Origin of the sequence: Halomonas sp. G15 (assembly GCF_021282295.1) — a bacterium.
In the GTDB taxonomy this organism is placed as follows: domain Bacteria; phylum Pseudomonadota; class Gammaproteobacteria; order Pseudomonadales; family Halomonadaceae; genus Halomonas; species Halomonas alimentaria.
This window is the reverse complement of the sequence record NZ_JAJSPA010000001.1, coordinates 290,716-312,916: the sequence shown is the minus strand read 5'-3', so window position 1 is coordinate 312,916 and position 22,201 is coordinate 290,716. Positions and strand designations below refer to the sequence as shown.

The 22,201-nt window shown below is 66.4% G+C and carries 17 protein-coding genes; 14 read left to right on the top strand and 3 right to left on the bottom strand.

Going from position 1 to position 22,201, the window contains the following annotated elements:
* The first annotated feature begins 25 nt into the window (after positions 1–25).
* The 4 genes from LWH48_RS01510 (at position 26) to LWH48_RS01495 (ending at position 5,085) form a co-directional block, all read left to right on the top strand.
* A complete protein-coding gene (locus LWH48_RS01510) occupies positions 26–1,090 on the top strand; it encodes an ABC transporter substrate-binding protein (RefSeq protein ID WP_161432430.1) in 1,065 nt (354 codons plus the stop codon).
* A gap of 54 nt (positions 1,091–1,144) precedes the next feature.
* Complete coding sequence (locus LWH48_RS01505; protein ID WP_161432429.1) at positions 1,145–2,512, top strand: glutamine synthetase family protein; 1,368 nt, start codon at positions 1,145–1,147, stop codon at positions 2,510–2,512.
* Positions 2,513–2,566: 54 nt separating this feature from the next.
* A complete protein-coding gene (locus tag LWH48_RS01500; protein WP_232911014.1) occupies positions 2,567–3,646 on the top strand; it encodes an ABC transporter substrate-binding protein in 1,080 nt (359 codons plus the stop codon).
* A gap of 146 nt (positions 3,647–3,792) precedes the next feature.
* Positions 3,793–5,085 (top strand): NAD(P)/FAD-dependent oxidoreductase, encoded by a 1,293-nt coding sequence (locus tag LWH48_RS01495; protein WP_232911013.1) that lies wholly within the window; start codon positions 3,793–3,795, stop codon positions 5,083–5,085.
* 60 nt (positions 5,086–5,145) lie between these two features.
* On the opposite strand, the gene LWH48_RS01490 is transcribed toward LWH48_RS01495, so the two are convergent.
* Positions 5,146–6,024: a MurR/RpiR family transcriptional regulator gene (locus LWH48_RS01490; protein ID WP_232911012.1), complete on the bottom strand. Its 879-nt coding sequence runs from the start codon at positions 6,022–6,024 to the stop codon at positions 5,146–5,148.
* A 145-nt stretch (positions 6,025–6,169) separates the two neighbouring features.
* Here LWH48_RS01490 and LWH48_RS01485 point away from each other — a divergent pair, with 145 nt between their 5' ends.
* The 7 genes from LWH48_RS01485 to LWH48_RS01455 all read left to right on the top strand — a co-directional run bounded on the left by LWH48_RS01485 (position 6,170) and on the right by LWH48_RS01455 (position 14,101).
* A complete protein-coding gene (locus tag LWH48_RS01485) occupies positions 6,170–6,967 on the top strand; it encodes an N-formylglutamate amidohydrolase (RefSeq protein ID WP_232911011.1) in 798 nt (265 codons plus the stop codon).
* A complete protein-coding gene (locus LWH48_RS01480; protein ID WP_232911010.1) occupies positions 6,960–7,556 on the top strand; it encodes a TRAP transporter small permease subunit in 597 nt (198 codons plus the stop codon). The genes LWH48_RS01485 and LWH48_RS01480 overlap by 8 nt, the downstream gene beginning before the upstream one ends.
* Complete coding sequence (locus LWH48_RS01475) at positions 7,556–8,878, top strand: TRAP transporter large permease (protein ID WP_232911009.1); 1,323 nt, start codon at positions 7,556–7,558, stop codon at positions 8,876–8,878. Before LWH48_RS01480 ends, LWH48_RS01475 begins: the two co-directional genes overlap by 1 nt.
* 83 nt (positions 8,879–8,961) lie before the next feature.
* Positions 8,962–10,014 carry a TRAP transporter substrate-binding protein gene (locus tag LWH48_RS01470; RefSeq protein WP_213313032.1) on the top strand — a complete coding sequence of 351 codons (1,053 nt, stop codon included), beginning with the start codon at positions 8,962–8,964 and terminating at the stop codon, positions 10,012–10,014.
* Between the two features lie 101 nt (positions 10,015–10,115).
* A complete protein-coding gene (locus tag LWH48_RS01465; protein WP_232911008.1) occupies positions 10,116–11,486 on the top strand; it encodes a glutamine synthetase family protein in 1,371 nt (456 codons plus the stop codon).
* Positions 11,487–11,556: 70 nt separating this feature from the next.
* Positions 11,557–12,939, top strand: a complete 1,383-nt coding sequence (locus tag LWH48_RS01460; RefSeq protein ID WP_232911007.1) for an aldehyde dehydrogenase family protein — start codon at positions 11,557–11,559, stop codon at positions 12,937–12,939.
* Between the two features lie 16 nt (positions 12,940–12,955).
* Positions 12,956–14,101 carry an iron-containing alcohol dehydrogenase gene (locus tag LWH48_RS01455; RefSeq protein ID WP_232911006.1) on the top strand — a complete coding sequence of 382 codons (1,146 nt, stop codon included), beginning with the start codon at positions 12,956–12,958 and terminating at the stop codon, positions 14,099–14,101.
* 68 nt (positions 14,102–14,169) lie between these two features.
* On the opposite strand, the gene LWH48_RS01450 is transcribed toward LWH48_RS01455, so the two are convergent.
* Positions 14,170–15,909 (bottom strand): formate--tetrahydrofolate ligase, encoded by a 1,740-nt coding sequence (locus tag LWH48_RS01450; RefSeq protein ID WP_232911005.1) that lies wholly within the window; start codon positions 15,907–15,909, stop codon positions 14,170–14,172.
* 208 nt (positions 15,910–16,117) lie between these two features.
* Here LWH48_RS01450 and LWH48_RS01445 point away from each other — a divergent pair, with 208 nt between their 5' ends.
* Positions 16,118–17,134, top strand: a complete 1,017-nt coding sequence (locus tag LWH48_RS01445) for a GlxA family transcriptional regulator (protein WP_232911004.1) — start codon at positions 16,118–16,120, stop codon at positions 17,132–17,134.
* A 10-nt stretch (positions 17,135–17,144) separates the two neighbouring features.
* Here LWH48_RS01445 and LWH48_RS01440 read toward each other — a convergent pair whose 3' ends face one another.
* Positions 17,145–19,712 (bottom strand): GcvT family protein, encoded by a 2,568-nt coding sequence (locus LWH48_RS01440; protein ID WP_232911003.1) that lies wholly within the window; start codon positions 19,710–19,712, stop codon positions 17,145–17,147.
* Between the two features lie 235 nt (positions 19,713–19,947).
* Here LWH48_RS01440 and LWH48_RS01435 point away from each other — a divergent pair, with 235 nt between their 5' ends.
* Together LWH48_RS01435 and LWH48_RS01430 are read left to right on the top strand one after the other, a co-directional pair.
* A complete protein-coding gene (locus LWH48_RS01435) occupies positions 19,948–21,153 on the top strand; it encodes a glycine cleavage T C-terminal barrel domain-containing protein (RefSeq protein ID WP_232911002.1) in 1,206 nt (401 codons plus the stop codon).
* Positions 21,154–21,159: 6 nt separating this feature from the next.
* Complete coding sequence (locus LWH48_RS01430) at positions 21,160–22,077, top strand: methylenetetrahydrofolate reductase (RefSeq protein WP_232911001.1); 918 nt, start codon at positions 21,160–21,162, stop codon at positions 22,075–22,077.
* The last annotated feature ends 124 nt before the right edge of the window (positions 22,078–22,201 follow it).

The following is a 22,201-nucleotide window of genomic DNA, read 5'->3' as shown; positions in this document are numbered from 1 at the left end:
CCACGGGGAAACCAGGAGAGTCATCATGACAATCAACAAGACCGCACTTGCCCTGTCCGTCGGCGCCGCGCTGCTCGCCGGCAGCGTCCAGGCCCAGGAGAACAAGCTCTACCTGTTCAACTGGACCGAGTACATGGACCCCGAGATCATCGAGGCCTTCGAGGAGAAGTACGACGTCGAGGTGGTGCAGAACTACTTCAACTCGCTGCCGGAGATGCTCTCCAAGCTCCAGGCCGGGGGTGTCTCCCAGTACGACATCATCGTGCCCTCCAACTACTACGTGCCGCGGCTGATCGAGACCGGCCTGGTGCAGAAGCTCGACAAGGCGAAGCTTCCCAACTTCGCCAACGTCATGGAGCAGTTCCAGGACCCGGTGTTCGACCCGGGCGCCGAGTACACCGCCCCCTACCAGTGGGGCACCACCGGGGTGGTCTACAACACCGAGACCTTCCCGGATGCGCCCAAGAGCTGGTCGCTGCTGTTCGACCCCGAGGTCAATCCGGACCATCCCTTCGCGCTGATGGGGGACGGTCAGGTCAGCCTGGGCGGCGCCTGCGCCTACCTCGGCCACGGCTACGACTGCACCGACCCCGAGGGCTGGAAGGAGGCCGCCCGCCTGCTGATCGAGACCAAGGGACGCGATACCTTCAGCGGCTTCACCGACGGCACCCCGGCGCTGCAGCAGCTGGCCCGCGGCGTGACCCATATCGGACTCTCCTACAACGGCGACTACCTGTTCTTCAAGGACGAGGACCCGGAGTCCTTCGAAACCCTGGACTTCATGATCCCCGACGAGGGGGCCGAGATGTGGGTGGACTCGATGATGATCACCTCCGAGGCCCCCAATGCCGACATGGCCCACAAGTTCATCGACTTCATCCTCGATGCCGAGGTGGGCGCCCAGCTCTCCAACTACAACTACTACGCCAGCCCCAATGCCGCCGCCGAGCCCTACCTGGATGAGGTGCTGACCGTGCCGCCAGTGCAGCCCAGCGAGGATGACATGGCACGCCTGCGCTTCACGCCGAGCCTGGAGGGCGAGTCCCTGCAGATCTTCCAGCAGCTCTGGTCGGAGGTTCAGTCACGCTGAGCGGACGGCCCCCGGTGCGCCGGGGGCCGCCTTACCATGATCAAGGACATTCCCATGAGTAACCGACAGGAGCAGCCGCTCCTCAACGACTGGTTCCAGAATCACGGTATCACCGAGGTGGAGTGCCTGGTCAGCGACCTGACCGGCATCCTCAAGGGCAAGATCATGCCCGCCGGCAAGTACCTCAACGGCGGGCGACCGCGCCTGCCCGACTCGATCTTCATCCAGACCGTCACCGGGGGGTATCCCGATGACGAGGATATCCGCTTCTGGAATCCCGCCGAGCGGGACATGGAGCTGGTGCCCGATCCCAAGGCCGTCTTCCTGGTGCCCTGGGCCGAGGATCCCACTGCCCAGATCATCCACGACTGCTACTACCTGACCGGTGAGCCGGTGGAGCTGGCGCCGCGCCATGTGCTCAAGCGGGTGCTGGAGCTCTATGCCAAGCGTGGCTGGACCCCGGTGATCGCCCCCGAGGTGGAGTTCTACCTGGTCAAGACCAACACCGACTCCGACTACCCCCTGGAGCCGCCCATCGGCCGTACCGGGCGCCAGGAGAGCAGCCGTCAGTCCTTCTCCATCGATGCGGTCAACGAGTTCGATCCACTGTTCGAGGAGATGTACGACTACTGCGAGGCCATGAATCTCGACCTGGACACCCTGATCCACGAAGAGGGAGCGGGGCAGATGGAGGTCAACTTCCAGCATGGCGACCCGCTGGCACTGGCCGACCAGGTGGTGATGTTCAAGCGCACCCTGCGCGAGACGGCGCTGCGCCACGGTATGTACGCCACCTTCATGGCCAAGCCCATGGCCAATGAGCCGGGCAGCTCCATGCATATCCACCAGAGCCTGCTGGACGCCAAGGACGGGCATAACGTCTTCGCCGGCGACGACGGCCAGCCCAGCCGGCTCTTCCACCACTTCATCGGCGGCCTGCAGAAGTACTTGCCGTCGGTGATGCCGCTGTTGGCTCCCAACGTCAACTCCTATCGTCGCCTGATGCGCACCGAGAGCAGCGGTTCGGCGCCGATCAACGTGGAGTGGGGCATGGACAACCGCACGGTGGGGCTGCGGGTGCCGGTCTCGTCGCCCGAGGCGACCCGGGTGGAGAACCGCCTGGCCGGCGCCGATGCCAACCCCTATCTGGTGATGGCGGCCTCGCTGGCCTGCGGCTACCTGGGCATGCTCAGCCAGCTCGAGCCGCGTCCGCCGATGACCGGCTCCGCCTGGTCCGGTGGCCACAAGCTGCCCGACGATATCGGCCCGGCCCTGGATCTGCTGCACGACTGCCAGCCCCTGGCCGATATCCTCGGTGAGCGTTTTACCCACAGCTACCTGGCGGTGAAGCGCGCCGAGCATCGTGCCTATTTCCAGGTGATCAGTTCCTGGGAGCGGGAGCATCTGCTGCTCAGGGTCTAGGCTTACAGCCGGGCGCCTCGATGCGCCCGGTGATCCGCAACAGGGAGAATGACGATGCCGATGACACCGAGACGCTGGGCGCCGCTCGCCGGACTGGGCCTGCTCACGCTGAGCGTGGCCGCCGCTGCCGCTGACGGCAAGCTGCGGCTGTTCAACTGGTCGGACTACATGGACCCGGCCATCATCGAGGACTTCGAGGAGGAGAGTGGCCTGGAGGTGGTACAGAACTACTACAACTCCAACGCCGAGCTGTTCTCCAAGCTCACCGCCGGGGGCGACGCCCAGTACGACCTGATCGTGCCCTCGGACTACTTCGTGCCGCGGCTGATCGACGCCGGGCTGGTGCGTCCCCTGGCCGCCGAGGGCGAAGCGCTAGAGGGGCACGACAATATCCTCGACGAGTTCCGCGCACCGAGCTATGACCCCGAGGGCGCCTATACCGTGCCCTACCTGTGGGGCGCCACCGGTATCGTCTACAACACCGAGACATGGCCCGACCCGGTACCGAGCTGGGGCCTGCTCTATGATCCCGAGGTCAACGGCGACTACCCCTTCGCGCTACTCAAGGGTGACGCCCAGTTCACCTTCGGCACCGCCTGCGCCTTCCAGGGGGCCGGCTTCGACTGCGTGGGGCAGGAGCCCTGGGTAGCGGCGGCCAGGCAGGTCATCGAGACCCGCGGCCGAGACAACTTCGTCGGCTTCGTGGATGCCACGGCGGCCATCGAACAGGTGGCCAACGGGGTGATCCACGCCGGCATCGCCTACAACGGTGACCTGGCCGGGAAGCGTGCCGAGGATCCCGAGACCTACGGCAAGCTGGGCTTCTTCATCCCCGAGGAGGGATCCCAGCGCTGGGTCGACGTGCTGGCGATCCCGGCGCGCGCCCCGAACCCCGAGGCGGCGCAGGCCTTCATCGAGTACCTGCTGCGTCCCGAGGTGGCCGCCCGACTGGCCAACTACAACTTCTATACCACGCCCAACGAGGCGGCCCTGGCGCTGGTCAACGATGCCCTGCGCGAGCCGCCGGTGATGCCCGATGCCGCCGCCCGCGAGCGGCTCCACTTCACCCCCTCGGTGAGTGGCGAACAGCTGGAGCTGCTCCAGGAGCTGTGGAACGAGGCGCGCAGCCGCTGAGGCTGGCCGCGCTCGCCATCACGCCGCCGGGGGCACCCTCGGCGGCGTCTTTTTTGGTGAGTATATAGTGCCATCATGATTGCCATTCTCCGGGATGGGTCGGTAATATGGCGATCAAGTGTTGAATAAAATTTCCAAGGGGTCTCATGTCCGTCTCGTTCGAGCCCGATCACGCCGCGTCCTGGTACGCGGCCACCGCCAACCCTGCTCCCGAACGCCCCGCCCTCGAGGGCGAGGTCGAGTGTGATGTCTGCGTGGTGGGCGCCGGCTTCACCGGCATCTCCGCCGCCCTGCACCTGGCTGAGCGGGGCCTCTCGGTGGTGGTGCTGGAGGCCGTGCGGGTCGGCTACGGCGCCTCCGGGCGCAATGGCGGCCAGATCGTCAACAGCTACAGCCGCGACATGGACGTGATCGAGGCCAAGTACGGTGCCGAGACCGCCCGAGCCCTGGGCGACATGGCCTTCGAGGGCAACCGCATCATCCGCGAGCGCGTCGAGCGCTATGCCATCGACTGCGATCTCAGGGACGGCAACCTCTTCGCCGCCTGCAATCAAAAGCAGCTCGAGGGGCTGCGCGAGCACCAGGCGCTCTGGGAGCGCTATGGCTATCGCGAGCTCGAGCTGCTGGAAGGCGAGGCACTCAAGCGCGAGGTGAACTCCGACCGCTACACCGGCGCCCTGGTGGATCACGGCGGCGGCCACCTGCACCCGCTCAACCTGGTGTTGGGTCAGGCCGCCGCCCTGGAGTCGCTCGGCGGGCGCATCTTCGAATACTCGCCGGTGACCGGCCTTGCGCATGGCGAGCCCGTGGTGGTGAGCACCGCCAACGGCCGGGTGCGCGCCGAACGGGTGGTGATGGCGGGCAACGCCTACCTCAAGGGGGTGCTGCCGGAGATCGAGGGCAGGTCGATGCCCTGCGGAACCCAGATCATCACCACCGAGCCGCTGGGCGAGGAGCGGGCCCGTGAGCTGATTCCCAATGGCCTGGCGGTGGAGGACTGCAACTACCTGCTCGACTACTACCGCCTGACCCGCGACAACCGCCTGCTCTACGGCGGCGGGGTCAACTACGGCGGCAGCGACCCGGCGGACATCACGGCGGTGATCCGTCCCAAGATGCTCAAGACCTTTCCAGAACTCGCCGACGTCAAGGTCGACTACGCCTGGAGCGGCACCTTCCTGATGACCTTGAACCGTCTGCCCCAGTTCGGGGTGGTCAACGGCAATGTCTACTTCGCCCAGGGCTACTCCGGCCACGGAGTCACCTGCACCCACCTGGCCGGCAAGCTGATCGCCGAGGTCATGCATGGCCAGGGAGAGCGCTTCGATGCCTTCGCCGGGCTGCCCCAGCTGCCGTTCCCGGGCGGGCGCCTGCTGCGGGTGCCGCTCTCGGCCATCGGCGCCTGGTATTACCAGACCCGCGACAGGCTAGGGAGATAAGCACCGCTCCCCCCTTACCGATGCCGGGATAATGACCGGCGCGGGAGGCGGGGCGGCTGATCAGCTGAACTTGCGGAACAGGCTCGTCATGTCGAACAGCTCATCCAGTCGCTCATAGCGATCACGGGCTTCCGGCCAGCGCTGCTCCTGCACCGCGGCGATCATGGTCTCCAGCAGCATCATGGTCGCCACGCTGGAATCCCATCCCGAGGGAATCTCGACCCAGCAGTTGAAGGTGAAGTCGGCCAGCGAGGAGATGGGGGAGCCCCACTGGTCGGTGAACAGCACGACGCGCACGTCACGCTTGCGCACCATCTCCGTGAGCCGCAGCAGGTTGGTCTCGTAACGGCGGATATCGAAGATCAGCAGGGTCTCACCCGGCTCCATGTCCAGTACGTAGTGTGGCCAGGTGCCGGAAGACGAGGTCATATGGGTCACGCGAGGGCGCACCGCCTGGAAGTGCGTGAAGGCGTAGTCGGCGAGCGCCTGGGTGATGCGTCCGCCGACGATGTAGAGCCGCCGGTCGGCATCGGCCAGTTGAGCGGTGGCCCGGTCGAACCGCTCCGTCTCGATATGCGCGAAGGTCTGCTGGATGTTGCCCGTGACCGCCTGGGCGAAGCGGTTGAGCAGATGGGTCTCGGGGGCTTCGGATGACCAGTTGGCGCGCCTCTGGGTAGGGCCGACCCCCGTTGCCTCCAGCTCGCCCAGAAGCGCGCGGTGAAACTCCGGGTAGCCCTTGAACCCCAGCTTCTTGACCATCCTTGCCACCGTTGGAGAGGAGACGCCCACGTTGCCAGCCACGATGGTGATGGAGGCCAGGCCGGCCGCTGGATAGTTGTCGAGCAGGGCGTTGGCAAACTTGCGTTCCGCTTGCGTGAGCGCCGGGTAATGCTGGCGGATCAGCTCTCGCACGGTGGGGGGGGAGTTGGCGGTCGTCATGACGAGTCCTCCATAACGCGTCCTTCCTGGTAGGCATCGGTTACCCGATTACGCGGGCGGATCGACGTTGAAACGGTGATTGAAGAAATATTGACACGCCGACTTTTCGACGTCTATATCTTTACAGGACCGTGGAGGAGTCCTGATGTCCAGCGCAATCGAGTCGTCATCCCCGAGTGTCGAGATCCATAACCGTCAGGGCAGCGGCCCCGCCGTGATCCTGTGCGAACATGCGTCTCATCATATCCCCGAGCGATACCATGACCTGGGTCTGAAGCCCGAGCATCGTTGCAGTCACGCGGCATGGGATCCCGGTGCTAGGGCCGTGGCCGTGACGCTGTCGGCGATGCTGGATTCGCCGCTGGTGGCCAGCCGGATCTCCAGGCTGGTCTACGACTGCAACCGTCCTCCCGAGGCGGAAAGCGCGATGCCCGAGCGCGTGGAAGTCATCGACGTGCCGGGCAATCACCAGCTGACGGCAGATGAGCGCTTGGCCCGGGTCGAGGCGGTCTATCGTCCGTTCTGCGACGCCGTGGCTAGGGTGATCGACGAGCGTGCGTCGCGCCGTACCCCGACGGTGCTGATCACTATCCATAGCTTCACGCCGAGCTTTCATGGTCAGGCCCGCACGGTCGAGATCGGCATCCTGCATGATGTCGACCGGCGAATGGCCGATGCGATGCTGGCGCAATCCCACCTCCTGCCACATCGAAAGATTCAGCGTAATGCTCCCTACGGGCCCGAGGATGGGGTAACCCACTCGCTGAAGCGGCATGGCATCGACAACGGGCTGGCGAACGTGATGATCGAGATTCGCAATGACCTGCTGGCCACGCCGGAAGGGGAGGAGGCGCTGGCCCGGGAGCTGTCGCAGCTGATCCGGCCCGCCCTGGCCAGCCTGGGGATGGCGCCAGCGGCCGGGGAGGGGCAGCAAGATGCCTAGGGCCATCCTGATCTATATCGGTGCCATCGAGGCCATGAACCGCGTCATCGGTCGAATGGCGATGTACCTGATCTTCGTGCTGATGGCGGTACTGCTCTGGTCATCGACCTCCAAGGTGTTCATGACGCCCTCGGCGTGGACGCTGGAAACTGCGCAATTCGTGATGGTGGCCTATTTCGTGCTGGGCGGGCCCTACTCGATCCAGTTGGGGTCGAACGTGCGCATGGACCTCTTCTATGGCGACTGGAGCCCGAAGACCAAGGCCTGGGTCGATGCCATCACGGTCTTCTTCCTGATCTTCTATCTCGGCGTGCTGCTCTATGGCGGCCTGGTGTCGACGGCGTATTCGCTCGGCTACTTCGGCAGCGAGCCGTTCGACTTCTTCCTGTCCCTCATCGCTACCTTCTTCACCGAGGGCCCGTCGGCGGCGGGAGAGAAGCTCGGCTTCCTGGAGCGCAGCCCCACGGCCTGGCGACCCTGGCTCTGGCCGATCAAGACAATACTCTGTCTCGGCGTGTTCCTGATGATCCTCCAGTCCCTCGCCGAGTTCTTCAAGGATATCGGCCGTCTGCGCGGGGTGCTCGATTGATGCCGTACGAGATGATCGCCATCGTGATGTTCAGCGCCATGATGCTGATGCTGTTTACCGGCCAGCGTGTGTTCGGCGCCATCGGTTTCGTCGGTGCACTGGCCGGCGTGCTGCTGTGGGGGACGGGCGGAGTCGATATCCCGTTTTCATCGGCGATGAAGCTGATGAAATGGTATCCGCTGCTGACCCTGCCGATGTTCATCTTCATGGGCTATGTGCTCTCGGAGAGCCGCATCGCCGATGACCTCTACCGCATGTTCCATGTCTGGATGGGGCCGGTCAGGGGAGGCCTTGCCATCGGGACGATAGGGCTCATGGTGCTCATCTCGGCCATGAACGGCCTGTCGGTGGCCGGGATGGCGATCGGTGCCACGATCGCCTTGCCCGAACTGCTGCGGCGGGGCTACGACAAGATCATGGTGACCGGCGTCATCCAGGCGGGCTCCAGCCTGGGGATTCTGGTGCCGCCTTCGGTGGTGCTGGTGCTCTACGCGATGATCGCGCGCCAGCCCGTCGGGCAGCTTTGGCTTGCCGGGGTGCTGCCGGGGCTGATGATGGCGACGCTGTTCATCATCTATATCTATGTCCGCTGCCGCCTGCAGCCCTCCCTGGGCCCGGTCCTGCCTGTCGAGGAGCGCAATGTCTCGCTTGCCGAGAAACTGCGCCTGCTGAGGGCGGGCCTGCTGCCGCTGGTCATCTTTGCGGTGATGATGGTGCCCTTCGTCAAGGGCTGGACATCACTGGTCGAGAGTTCCGCCGTGGGGGCGGTGACTGCGCTGCTGGCGGCAACGCTCAAGGGGCGGATGACCCGCAAGGTGTTCGAGGTATCGGTGCGCCAGACCCTGGCCATCACCTGCATGTTCATGTGGATCATCCTGGCCGCGCTCGCCTTCGGTGCCATCTTCGATGGGCTGGGCGCGGTCAAGGCCATCGAGGACCTCTTCACCGAGCGCCTGGGGCTGTCGCCCTGGATGATCCTGATCCTGATGCAGCTCAGCTTCATCGTGATGGGGACCTTCCTCGACGATACCGCCATGCTGGTGATCGTGGCGCCGCTCTATGTCCCGCTGGTCGACGCGCTCGGCTTCGACCTGATCTGGTACGGGGTGCTCTACACGATCACCACCCAGATCGCCTACATGACGCCGCCGTTCGGCTATAACCTGTTCCTGATGCGTGCCATGGCGCCGCCCGAGATCGGGCTGCGCGATATCTATCGGTCGATCCTCCCCTTCGTCTTGGTGATGACGGTCGCCCTCAGCCTGGTGATGGTCTTTCCTCAGATTGCACTCTGGCTTCCGGGCTATATCTATGGGAGCTGACCATGGCAGGAGTCAACAACAAGAGCCTCACCAGGGGCCGACAACGTGTCACATCCGGTAGTTAACACCAGGAGAGCGAGAAAATGACAACAAGACGCAAGTTTCTGATCAATGCCGCGGCCGGTGCCGCCATCGCGCCGTTGGCCTCACGGGTCATGGCCCAGTCGTCCTCCGAGCCCACCATTAAGTGGCGCATGCAGACCTATGCCGGTGCCGCCCTGGCGGAGCATGTCGCCAAGCCGGCCATCGACCTGTTCAACAGGATCGCCGGGGACCGCATGCAGATCGAGCTCTACTATGCCGACCAGCTGGTACCGACGGGTGAGCTCTTCCGTGCAATGCAGCGCGGGACCATCGATGCCGTGCAATCGGATGACGACTCCATGGCATCCCCCACCGAGGTCACCGTCTTCGGTGGCTACTTCCCCTTCGGGTCACGGTACAGCCTCGATGTGCCGGTGCTCTTCAACCAGTATGGGCTGAAGGAGATCTGGGAGGAGGAGTATGCCAAGGTCGGTGTCAAGCATGTCAGCGCCGGTGCCTGGGACCCCTGCCATTTCGCCACCAAGGAGCCGATCCGCAGCCTCAAGGACCTGGAGGGCAAGCGCATCTTTACCTTCCCCACTGCGGGACGCTTCCTGTCGCAGTTCGGCGTGGTGCCGGTGACCCTGCCCTGGGAAGACATCGAGGTGGCCGTGCAGACCGGCGAGTTGGATGGCATCGCCTGGTCCGGCATCACCGAGGACTATACGGTGGGCTGGGCCGACGTCACCAACTACTTCCTTACCAACAACATCTCGGGTGCCTGGATCGGGCACTTCTTCGTCAATATGGAGCGCTGGAACGAGCTCCCGGAAGACCTGCGCCTGCTGTTCGAGGTGTGTTGCGAACAGTCCCACTACTACCGCCAGCACTGGTACTGGGGCGGCGAGGCCAAACTGCGCGTCCACGGCGACAAGCTGGAGCTTACCTCGATCCCCGATGCCGAGTGGGATCAGGTGGAAGCCGCCGCCCAGGAGTTCTGGGATGAGATCGCGGCGGAGTCGGAGACCAAGGCCAGGGTGGTCGAGATCTTCAAGCAGTACAACGCCGACATGCGCAAGGCCGGCAGGCCTTATCGTTATACCGATGCCTGATCAGGTCACATGCCCCGGCGGCGCCGGGGCATGTCCCTTGGGCAGGCCCCCTTCCGGTGAGGGTGGGCCTGGATATGTTGATGCAATGAGGAGCGTCGGTAATGACCAATGCGCTGGCTTTGGATGCCCTTGAGGACCTGAAGGCCAAGGTGAGAAGCGGTGAGGTGGATACGGTGCTCGTCTGCATCGTCGACATGCAGGGGCGCCTGATGGGCAAGCGACTCCATGCGCGTCACTTCGTGGAGGAGGGGTGGGGCGAGACCCATTGCTGCAATTACCTGCTGGCCACCGATCTCGAGATGGAAACGCCGGATGGCTATGCCAGCACCTCCTGGAGTGCCGGCTACGGCGACTACATCATGAAGCCGGACCTGACCACGCTGCGCCCCGTGCCATGGCTGGAAGGCACGGCAATGGTGCTGTGCGATGTGCTGGATCATCACACTCACGACCCGGTGCCCCATGCCCCGCGTACCATCCTCAAGCGCCAGCTCGCACGGCTTGAGACGCTGGGCTTCGATGCGGTCATGGCCACCGAGCTCGAGTTCTTTCTGTTCGAGAAGAGCCTCGACGAGATCCGCAGGAACGCCTTCCGCGATATCGCACCGATCAGCGGATATAACGAGGACTACCATATCTTCCAGACCACCAAGGAAGAGCATGTGTTGCGCCCCCTTCGCAACCATCTCTATGCGGCGGGCATACCGGTGGAAGGTACCAAGGGCGAGGCCGGTTCCGGCCAGGGTGAGCTCAATATCCGCTATGCGAAGGCGCTCGATACCGCGGACTATCACACCATCGCCAAGCATGCGACCAAGGAGATCGCCTGGCAGCAGGGCAGGGCGGTGACCTTCATGCCCAAGTGGCATCACGACCATTCGGGCAGCTCCACCCATATCCACCAGTCTCTGTGGCAGGGAGGTAGCCCGGCCTTCTTCGACGAAAGCGATGCCCATGGCATGTCGGCGCTGATGAAGCACTACCTGGCTGGCCTGCTGAAGTATGCGGCGGACTACACCTACTTCCTGGCCCCCTATATCAACAGCTACAAGCGTTTCCAGAAGGGCTCCTTCGCCCCGACCAGAACGGTCTGGTCGGTCGACAACCGCACCGCCGGGTTCCGTCTATGCGCCGATAACACGCGGGCGGTTCGCATCGAGTGTCGCATCGGCGGTTCGGACCTGAATCCCTACCTGGCCATGGCGGGACAACTCGCCGCCGGCATCAAGGGCATCGAGGAGAAGCTCGAGCTGCCACCGCCCGCCAAGGGGGACACCTACGAGGGAGAGACGGGCCTGATACCGCAGAACCTGCGTGATGCCATGCACGCCCTGAAGGCGTCCGCCATGCTGCGCGAGGCCATGGGGGATGCGGTGGTCGACCACTACACCCGCGCCGCCGAGGTAGAGCTCGAGGACTTCGACCGGGTGGTCACCGATTACGAGGTGGCACGCGGCTTCGAGCGCTCGTGAAGGCGCGCCATGCCGGCCGGCCCCTGCGCACGAGGGCAGGGGGCGCACTTTCCACACACTGGAGAAGACCATGAGTCATGTCCTGACATGCATCTCGCCGATCGACGGATCGATCTACGCCGAGCGTGAAGCCCTGTTGCTGGACGCCGCACAGCAGGCTGCCGCGCGGGCGCGCTCGGCCCAGGCGAGCTGGGCGGCGCGCCCTCTCCAGGAGAGGATCGCGCTGGTTCAGGCGGGTATCGCCGCGGTAGGGGAGATGAATGACGAGGTGGTACCGGAGCTGGCGCACATGATGGGTCGCCCGGTTCGCTATGGCGGCGAGTTCGCTGGCTTCGAGGAGCGCGGCAGCCACATGGCGGCAATCGCCGAGGAGGCGCTGGCCGATATCGCGGTGGGAGAGGACGCCACGGCCAAGCGCTTCATCAAGCGAGTCCCACATGGGGTGGTGCTGGTGGTGGCCCCCTGGAATTATCCCTACATGACCGCAATCAACACCCTGGCCCCGGCCTTGATCGCGGGGAATGCGGTGCTGCTCAAGCATGCCACCCAGACGCTGCTGGTGGGCGAGCGCCTGGCGCGTGCCTTCCACTCGGTCGGAGTGCCCGAGGAGGTGTTCCAGAACGTCTACCTGGATCATGCGACGACCTCGGCATTGATCGCCGAGCGGGCCTTCGACTTCGTCAACTTCACCGGCTCGGTAGGCGGAGGCCGCGCCATGGAGCTGGCGGCGGCCGGCACCTTCACCGGGCTGGGCCTGGAACTGGGCGGCAAGGATCCGGGCTATGTCATGGAGGATGCCGACCTCGATGCCGCGGTCGCCACCCTGGTCGACGGGGCGATGTTCAATTCGGGACAGTGCTGCTGCGGGATCGAGCGCATCTATGTGCACGAGAGCCTCTTCGAGGCCTTCGTCGACAAGGCGGTGGCGATCGTCGAGGGCTACAAGCTGGGCAACCCCCTGGCCGCCGATACCGATATCGGTCCGATGGCGAATATCCGCTTTGCCCGGGAGGTGCGTGCCCAGATCGACGAGGCCCTGGCGGCCGGTGCGAAGGCGCATATTGCCCGCAAGCCCGAGGATGATGGGGGCGCCTACCTGACGCCGCAGATCCTCACCCGGGTGACCCATGAGATGCGCGTGATGCGTGACGAGAGCTTCGGGCCGGTGGTCGGCATCATGCCGGTGGCGAACGATGAGGAGGCGATCCGGTTGATGAACGACAGCCGGTTCGGCCTGACGGCTAGCCTGTGGACCGCGGATATCGAGCGGGCCCAGCGCGTGGGAGACCGCGTCGAGACCGGTACCGTGTTCATGAATCGCGCCGACTACCTGGACCCGGGCCTGTGCTGGACCGGCTGCAAGGACACCGGGCGCGGCGGCGGCCTATCGGTGATCGGCTACCACAACCTGACCCGGCCGAAGTCCTACTATTTAAAGAAAACAACAACATGATCAAGAAGGTGACGACATGATGCTGACCGGAAACTGGACCTATCCCACTGCCATCCGCTTCGGCGCGGGGCGGATCAAGGAGCTGCCAGAGGCCTGTGCCGAGGCGGGCATGAACCGGCCGCTGCTGGTCACCGACCGTGGCCTGGCGGACCTGCCCATCACCCGGGCAGCGCTGGATATCCTCGAGGCAGCGGGGCTCGGCCGCGGCCTGTTTGCCGAGGTGGATCCCAATCCGAACGAACAGAATCTGGCGGCAGGGGTCGAGGCCTTCCGGGCCGGCGGCCATGACGGGGTGGTCGCGTTCGGCGGCGGCTCGGGGCTGGACCTGGGCAAGATGGTGGCCTTCATGTCCGGCCAGACGCGTCCGGTGTGGGATTTCGAGGATATCGGTGACTGGTGGCAGCGCGCGGATGCCGAGACGATTGCTCCCATCGTGGCGGTGCCCACCACCGCCGGGACCGGTTCGGAGGTCGGCCGAGCCAGCGTCATCACCAACTCCCGCACCCATGAGAAGAAGATCATCTTCCATCCGAGGGTGCTGCCCAGGGTGGTGCTGTGCGATCCCGAGCTGACGGTCGGCATGCCCCGGCCGATCACCGCCGGGACCGGGCTGGATGCCTTCGCCCACTGCGTCGAGGCGTTCTCCAGCCCGCATTATCACCCGATGAGTCAGGGCATCGCGCTGGAGGGCATGCGCCTGGTCAAGGAGTACCTGCCGCGCGCCTATGCCGACGGCACCGACCTGGAAGCGCGGGCGCACATGATGAGTGCGGCACTCATGGGGTCCACGGCGTTCCAGAAGGGGCTGGGGGCCATCCACGCGATGAGCCACCCCATCGGGGCGGTGTTCAACACCCACCATGGCACCACCAATGCGATCTGCATGCCGGCGGTGCTCGAGTTCAACGCCGACGTGATTCGCGAGCGATTCGACATGGCGGCCGGTTATCTGGGTATCGAGGGTGGCTTCGACGGCTTCCGGGCCTTCGCGCAGGAGCTCAATGATCGGCTGGGCATCCCGCGGACCCTCTCCGAGGTCGGGGTCACCTCCGATCGCCTCGACGACCTGGCTGCCATGGCGATCCATGACCCCAGCTGTGGCGGAAACCCGGTGAACCTGACCGTGGAGAACCTCAAGGCACTGTTCCACCGCTGCCTGTGACCGATGCCCGGCATGGGTGTCATTCGCCGGGGGAGTCAGCGCCAGGCGTTCGTCGCCTCCCGCGGATATCAGGTGAGTCCCGTGATCTCTCCCTGGTCATCGATATCGAGCCGTGTGGCGGCGGGTGAAGGACTGAATCCCGGCATGGTGAGGATGTTCCCGGCCAGGGCGTAGACGAAGCCGGCGCCGGCGGAGAGGCGCACCTCGCGCACCGGCAGCCGCCAGCCGGTCGGGGCGCCGAGCCGTTTCGGGTCGGCCGACAGCGACATATGTGTCTTGGCGATGCACACCGGATAGGCTCCGTAGCCCTGGTGCTGCCAGGTCTCCAGTCGCTCGCGTGTGCCGGGGGCGAAGTCGACCCCCTCGGCGCCGTAGAGGCGCGTGGCGATGCGCTCGATCTTCTCCGCCAGCGCCATCTCGGCGGGGTAGAGGAAGTGGAAGCCGTTCCCGGTGGTGTCGGCCTCATCGATCGCCGAGATCAGCGCCTCTGCCAGGGCCATGGCACCCTCGCCGCCGTCACGCACATGAGTGGAGACTTCGGCGCGCACCCCCACCGAGGCGCACAGCTCGCGGATGGCGGCATGCTCGCTCGGGTGGTCGCCGGGGAAGGCATTGATCGCCACCACGGGGGTGAGGCCGTGGGCGCGCACGTTGTCGATCTGCTTGAGCAGGTTGGCGCCCCCCTCCCGGACCTCGTCCGGGGATTCCCCCAGCAACGAGGCGGGCAGTGGCTGGCCGGGCATCACTCGGTGGCGGCCGCTGTGGTACTTCAGGGCGCGTACCGTGACCACCAGCACCGCGGCATCCGGGACGAGGCCCGAGGCCCGGCACTTGATGTTGAAGAAGCGCTCGGCACCCATGTCGGCACCGAAACCCGCCTCTGTGATCAGGAAGTCGCCGGCGTGAAGGCCGATGCGGTCGGCGACGATCGAGGAGTTGCCGTGGGCGATGTTGCCGAAGGGGCCGGCATGGATCAGCGCCGGGGCGTGCTCCAGGGTCTGCAGCAGGTTGGGCTTGAGCGCCTCCTTGAGCAGCACCGTCATGGCACCGGCGGCGCCGATCTGTTCGGCGGTGACCGGCTCGCCGTCGCGGTCCAGCCCCACGATCAGCCGGCCCAGGCGTCGGCGCAGGTCGGCCAGGGAGTCGGCCAGCGCCAGTACCGCCATCACCTCCGAGGCGGCGGTGATCTCGAAGCCGCCCTGGCGGGGGACCCCGTCGCTGCGCCCGCCGAGACCCATCACCAGATGCCGCAAGGCGCGGTCGTTGAGGTCGATGACACGCTGCCAGCGTACCTCGCGGGGATCCAACTCGGGGGCCAGGCGATGGTGAAGGTGATTGTCGACCATGGCCGCCAGCAGGTTGTGGGCCGCTCCCACCGCGTGGATGTCGCCGGTGAGGTGCAGGTTGATGCGCTCCATGGGCAGCACCTGGCTGTAGCCTCCGCCGGTGGCACCGCCCTTGAGGCCCAGCGTCGGGCCCATGGAGGGCTGGCGCAGGGCCACCGTGGCGGTGTGGCCGAGGCGCTGGAGCCCCTGCACCAGGCCGATGGCGGTGGTGGTCTTGCCCTCCCCGGGCGGGGTGGGGGTCATCGAGGTCACCACCACGTAGCGCCCCCTAGGACGCTCGGCCAGGCTCGCCATGGCCGTCAGGTCGAGCTTGGCGATGCCGCGGCCATAGGGCTCCACCGCCTCGCCTGGCAGGCCCAGGCGATGGGCGATCTCCTCGATGGGCCAGAGTCTCGCCGCACGGGCGATGCTCAGGTTGTCAGCCGACGGGGCCGCCGCCGGTTCGCTCGCTTGTGGGGCCATCGCTCTCTTCTCCTGGGCAGCGGCGAGTCGTGCTCGTGTTGCGTTCAGTATCGTGCGCCTCGCGCGATACTCTTGCCTGCCGACGTCCGCGGCCTTGGGCGTAACGACATACCTCCTGCGCCTCTGCTCTTGCCGAAAGCCGAAGGGATGGGCTATGCCTGATGACAACCTCGCCGCGGTCGTGCGCTGGCGATGATCAGGAGGCGTGATGGATGCTCCCGTATCGGCCAAGGGTCACTATGACATCGGCTTCCTGCTACTGACAGGATTCTCGCAACTCGCCTTCTCCGCGGCACTGGAGCCATTGCGCATGGCCAACCATCTGGCCGAGCGCCCCCTCTATACCTGGCACCTGGTGAGTCGCGATGGCACCGCGGTGATGGCGAGCAGTGGCCTGCCCACGGCGGTGGACCAGGCGCTTGCGCCCATGCCGCAACTGGACCTGCTGCTGGTGTGCGGTGGGGTGGACGTGCAGGCGCACTGCGATCACGCGACGCTTACCTGGCTACGGCGCCTGGCCGAACGGCACATCCCCCTGGGCGCCGTGTGCACCGGGGGTTATGTGCTGGCCCGAGCGGGGCTGCTCGACGGCTATCGCTGCACCCTGCACTGGGAGCATATCGGCAGCCTTCACGAGGCGCGACGCTTCCCCGAGGTAACCTTCACTTCTCATCTTTTCGTCATGGATCGCGACCGCTACACCTGCTCGGGCGGCATCGCCCCCCTGGACATGATGCTCAACCTGATCGGTCGCCAGCAGGGGCTGGCACTGGCCGAGGCGATCGCCGAGGAGTTCATCCACGAGCGGATCCGCGGCGTGGGCGACCGTCAGCGCAGCCCGCTGCGGGTGCGCCTGGGTCACAGCCATCCCAAGCTGGAGGAGGTGGCCACGCTGATGGAGGCCAACCTCCAGGAGCCATTGGCCCTGGACGAGCTGGCCCGCTATGCCGGTCTGTCGCGGCGCCAGCTGGAGCGCCTCTTCCAGCGCTACGTGGGCTGCCCACCGCTCAAGTACTACCTGGAGCTGCGCCTGGCCCGGGCGCGGCTGCTGCTGCAGCAGACGCGGATGCCGATCACCGAGGTGGCGCTGGCCTGCGGTTTCGTCTCACCGCCCCACTTCACCAAGTGCTACCACGATCACTTCGGCCACTCGCCCAGCGGCGAGCGCAAGCACCGGCAGCAGCGGCAGGACGAGCTGGAAAACGCCGACGACCGGCTGCCTTGAGCCTGAGTCCTCAGCCTCGCGGCCGGGCGTTCTCCGGGTCATAGAGGGCCCGGTAGCCGACGGCGGCCACCCGCATCGGGTAGTGCTCGGCGAAGTACTCCAGCAGCAGGGGTCGTCCCTCCTCGGCATAGCCAGCGGGCAGGTAGGCCAGGGCGATGTTGCGCCCGAGCGAGGGCCCGTAGGCGATGCTGGTCACGTAGGAGCGCCGGCCCAGGGCGTCCACCGGCACCTCGCCGCTCTCGGGGTCGAGCAGCGGTGACTGGCCGACCGGGAAGCGCGGGGTGCCGGTGGCGTCGTGGTGTGCCTCCATCACCAGGGTGCAGAGCGTGGCCGGCTGGCAGGGCCGGTCGCGCTGTTCCAGGTAGGCGGCCTTGCCGTGGAACTCCGTGGCCTTGACCCTAGGCCGTGCCAGGCCCGCCTCGTAAAGGTTGTAGTCGGTGAGCAGGTCGACGTTCTGCAGCCGCAGGCTCTTCTCCAGGCGGCGGCTGTTGGCGTAGGTCTCGATGCCCACTGGCGTCACGCCGGCGTCGAACAGTAGGTCCCAGAGCGCCAGGCCGTAGCTGAAGGGCACGTAGAGTTCCCAGCCCTGCTCGCCCACGTAGGAGATGCGGAAGGCCCACACCGGCAACCCCTGGATGCGGATCTCGCGGGCGGTGGCGAAGGGGAAGCGAACGTCGGAAAGGCCCTCGGGATCATCCGCCAGGGCCTGCAGGGTACGCCGGGCGTTGGGGCCCCACAGGCCCAGGGTGGCCAGGGCGTCGCTGCGATCCTCCAGGTGCCAGCGTGTCAGGCCGGCCGCTTCGGCGCGCCGGGTGATCCACATCAGGTCGCGGTGACCGGTGTCGCCGCCGCAGATCACCCGCCAGGCGTTCGTGGCCAGGCGCACGAGGGTGAGGTCCGAGTGGACGCCGCCGGCGGCATCCAGGAAGTGGGTATAGACTCCCTTGCCGATGGGGGTGTCGCCGCCGATCTTGGCCACCGAGAGCCACTCCAGCAGCGCCTCGGCATCGCGGCCCGAGATGTCGTAGATGGCAAAGTGGGAGAGGTTGATCATGCCCACGTCGTCGGACAGTGCCAGGTGCTCGGCATTGGAGACCCGCCAGAAGTGGCGAGCGTCCCACTCGGCCGGACGCTCGGGCACCCGCTCGCCGTAGCGCTCCAGCAGCGCCTCGTTGGCGGCATAGCCGTGGGCGCGCTCCCAGCCGGCGGTCTCCATGAAGTGACCGCCGAGCTCCCTCTCGCGGGGCCAGAAGGGGCCGCGGCGCAGGTCCCGCCCGCTCTCGAAGGGCTCGCGGGGGTGCACCGGCGGGTCGTAGATCTTCCGCGCGATCTCCCGGCAGCGGCCCTCGACGTGGTGGGGTGTCTTCTGTATCGGGTAGAAGCGTGCGATGTCGATGCCGCAGGGGTCGGGCTCGGCGCGGCCATGGGTCAGCCAGTCGGCGAGCAGCTTGCCCATGCCGGGGCCGTCCTTGACCCAGACCGCCTCGCAGAACCACAGGCCCCGGGTCTCCGGCGACTCGCCCACCAGCGAGCCGCCGTCCGAGGTGACCGAGAGCAGGCCGTTGAAGGAGTGCTTCTCGTCCCAGCCCAGCTCACCGAGCATCGGCGTGAGCTCGATGGCCCGCTCGAAGGCCTCGGCCACCTGGTCCAGCTCCAGGTCACGCATGGAGGGCGAGAGGCGCGCCCGGTCGCTCGGGAGGATGGCGTAAGGGGCCACCAGCCGCGGCTCGCGCTGCTCATAGTAGCCCCACTCCAGCAGTCCGCCCTCGGTGCTGGTCGGGTCGCCGGTATCGCGCAGGTAGGCGGAGTTGCCCTGGTCGCGCAGCAGCGGGTAGCCGATCTCCTTGCCGCTGCCGGCGAAGGTCTCGAAGGGGCCGAAGAAAAGCAGCGGATGTTCCACCGGCATCAGCGGCAGGGTCGCGCCGCCCATGGCGGCGGGGATCGGGCCCCAGATGCCCGAGGTGATGATCACCCGCGGGGTGGCGATGTAGCCCCTGGGCGTCTCGACTCCGCAGACCCGGCCGTCCCGGACATCGATATCCAGTGCCGGGGTCTCGGCGAAGGCGCGCAGGTGGCCGCTGGCAACGGCCTTCTCGACCAGTTCGCCGGCCACCCGCTGGGAGCGCGGGATCACCAGGCCGGCGTCGGGGTCCCACATGCCACCCAGCACCCGGTCACGGTCCAGCAGCGGGAAGCGCGCCACCACCTCGTCGGCGCCGACCATGCACACGTTGGTGCCGAAGGCCTTGCCCGAGGCGACCTTGCGCTGCAGTTCGGCCAGCCGCGCCTCGTCGCCGACCCGCGCGATCTCCAGCCCACCGGCCCTGTGGTAGTGCCCCATCGCCTCGTAGAAGCGTCGGCTGTAGGTGGTGGTATAGCAGGAGAGCCGATCATGGGAGGTCATGAAGCAGAAGTCGGAGGCGTGGGCGGTGGAGCCGATATCCGAAGGCAGGGCGGACGTCTCGAGCCCCACCAGGTTGGTCCAGCCCTGCTCGATCAGGTGATGGGCCACCGAGGCGCCGACGATGCCGCCTAGGCCGATGATCACCGCGTCTGCCTGCGAGGGAAGTGCCGCCATGATCGTGCTCCTGATGTCGAGGGTTTCTCGCAGCATAAGGCAGGTCTCACGAATCACGCTGTTCTGCAGCGACACCCCCTTGCTTGGCGGCGACAGGGTCATCCGCGCCCTGTCGCCCACGGCTAAGAGCTCGACGCCCATAGCGAGATGGAGGCTGGTCAGTGGAGCTAGTGTCGAAGGCAAGGGTGCCGGCGGGTGCCGGTCCCCGGTAAAGCGACAGTGGAGGGAGGCGGTCATGTCCCAGGCCATCGAGAGCATCCAGAGCACGCACGAAACCCCGTCGACGCCGGAGATCCTGCTCTATCCGCGTATCCGCAAGTCACCGTTCTTCTACGCCTCGCGGCGGCACGGGGTGCGCAAGTACAGCGTCTACAACCATCACTACCATCCGCGCCTCTACACCGACCCGGTGGACGAATACTGGGCTCTGGTCCAGGGCGTGACCCTCTGGGATGTCGGCGTCGAGCGCCAGATCGAGATCAGCGGGCCCGACGCCTTCGCCTTCGTCCAGCGGCTGGTTCCCCGGGACATGCGCCACTGCCAGGTGGGGCAGTGCAAGTACGTCTTCGTCACGGCCCCCGATGGCGGTATCCTCAACGACCCGGTGCTGCTGCGCATCGAGGAGAACCGCTTCTGGCTGTCGCTCGCCGACAGCGACATCCTGCTGTGGTGCCAGGGCCTGGCGGTCAATGCCGGGTTCGACGTGACCATCCGGGAGGTGGACGTGGCACCGGTCCAGGTCCAGGGGCCGAAGGCCAAGGCGGTGATGGTGGACCTGTTCGGCGAAGCGGTGCTGGGCATGCCCTACTACCACCTGATGGAGGCCGATCTCGATGGCATGTCGGTGGTGATCTCGCGCACCGGTTACTCCGGGGAGATCGGCTACGAGATCTATCTGCGTGAGGCCAGCCGCTTCGGGGAAGCGCTCTGGCAGCGGGTCTTCGAGGCCGGCCGGCCCCACGACATGCAGGTGATCGGCCCGTGCCACATCCGCCGCATCGAGGGCGGGATCCTCGCCTTCGGCTGCGACATCTGGTACGACACCAACCCCTTCGAGGTGGGCATGGGCTACGACTGGATGGTCGACCTGCGCGGCGCCGACGACTTCATCGGCCGCGCCGCCCTGGAGCGCATCAAGGCCGAGGGGGTCTCGCGCAAGCTGGTGGGAGTGGAGATCGACGGCCCGAGCGTCGGCTACTTCACCGACGGCACGATGATCGATGTCTTCCCGGTATTTGACTCGGGGGGCGCGCCTATCGGCAAGGTGACCTCGGCCACCCGCTCGCCGCGCCAGGAGCGCAACATCGGCTACGCCATGGTCCCGATCGAGTATGCCGAGCTGGGCACGGCGCTGCGTATCGAGGCCAATACCGGTGCCCAGGACGCTATGGTGGTGGAGAAGCCCTTCCACGACCCCAGCAAGGCGATTCCCAAGGGGTAAGCTGACATGAACGAGGCCAATCGGGCCGCCCTGGCGGCGGCCCTCGCCCGGCCCGCCTGGCAAGCGCCCCGCTTCGAGCTGCTGCCCATCGCCGGCATGCAGGAGGCGGCCCGCGCCCTTCCCGAGGGTGCCGTGGTCAGCGTGACCTGCTCGCCGCGCCATGGCCTGGCGCGGACCCTGGAGGCCAGCGAGTGGCTGGTCGGGGAGGGCTTCCACGTGGTGCCGCATCTCGCTGCTCGACTGATCCAGGATCGCGCTCATCTCGAGCGACTGCTGGAGCACCTGGCGCAGTTGGGAATCGACGATGCCTTCGTGGTGGGCGGCGATACCGAGCAGCCGGTGGGTTCCTTTCCCCACGGTCGGGCGCTGCTCGAGGCCCTGGCTGGGTGTGAGCTGCGCCCGGCGCGGCTCGGCGTGCCGGCCTATCCGGAGGGGCATCACCGCATCGAGGCGGCGGCGCTGCAGTGCGACCTGGAGGCCAAGGCGGCGCTGGCCGACTACGCCGTGACCCAGCTGTGCTTCGAGGCGCAGCCGCTGCTGGCCTGGCGGGAGCGGCAGCGGCGGCTCGGCATGACGCTGCCGGTGGTTGCCGGGATACCCGGAGTAATGGAGCCCAGGCGACTGCTGGCCATCGCCCTGCGTCTGGGGCTGGGACCCTCGGTGCGTGCCCTGCGTCGCCGGTCAGGCTGGATGTCACGACTGCTGCGGCCCTCTCCCTATTATCCCGATGGCTTGCTCGAACAGCTGGCCCCGCGGCTCGGCGATCCCCTTGGCGGTTTTGTCGGTCTGCACGTCTACACCTTCAATCGAGTCGAAGCTGCCCGCCGTTGGCTGGATGGGCGTTGGGGGCTCGCGGCGCCGCGGGCCGCAGTGGCCGAGCCGGAAGGCGAAGCCGTCACCTCCGCCGGCGAGCCCCTGGCCTGATTGCCGCGACTGTCTCTGCTGACCTGACTGTCGCCAGGCGGCGACGGCCAGGGAGAGTCTGTGGAAGTCATCTCCACCGGGCCCTCGACAGGACGCATCATCCTATACTGGGTTTCGTCGGGTG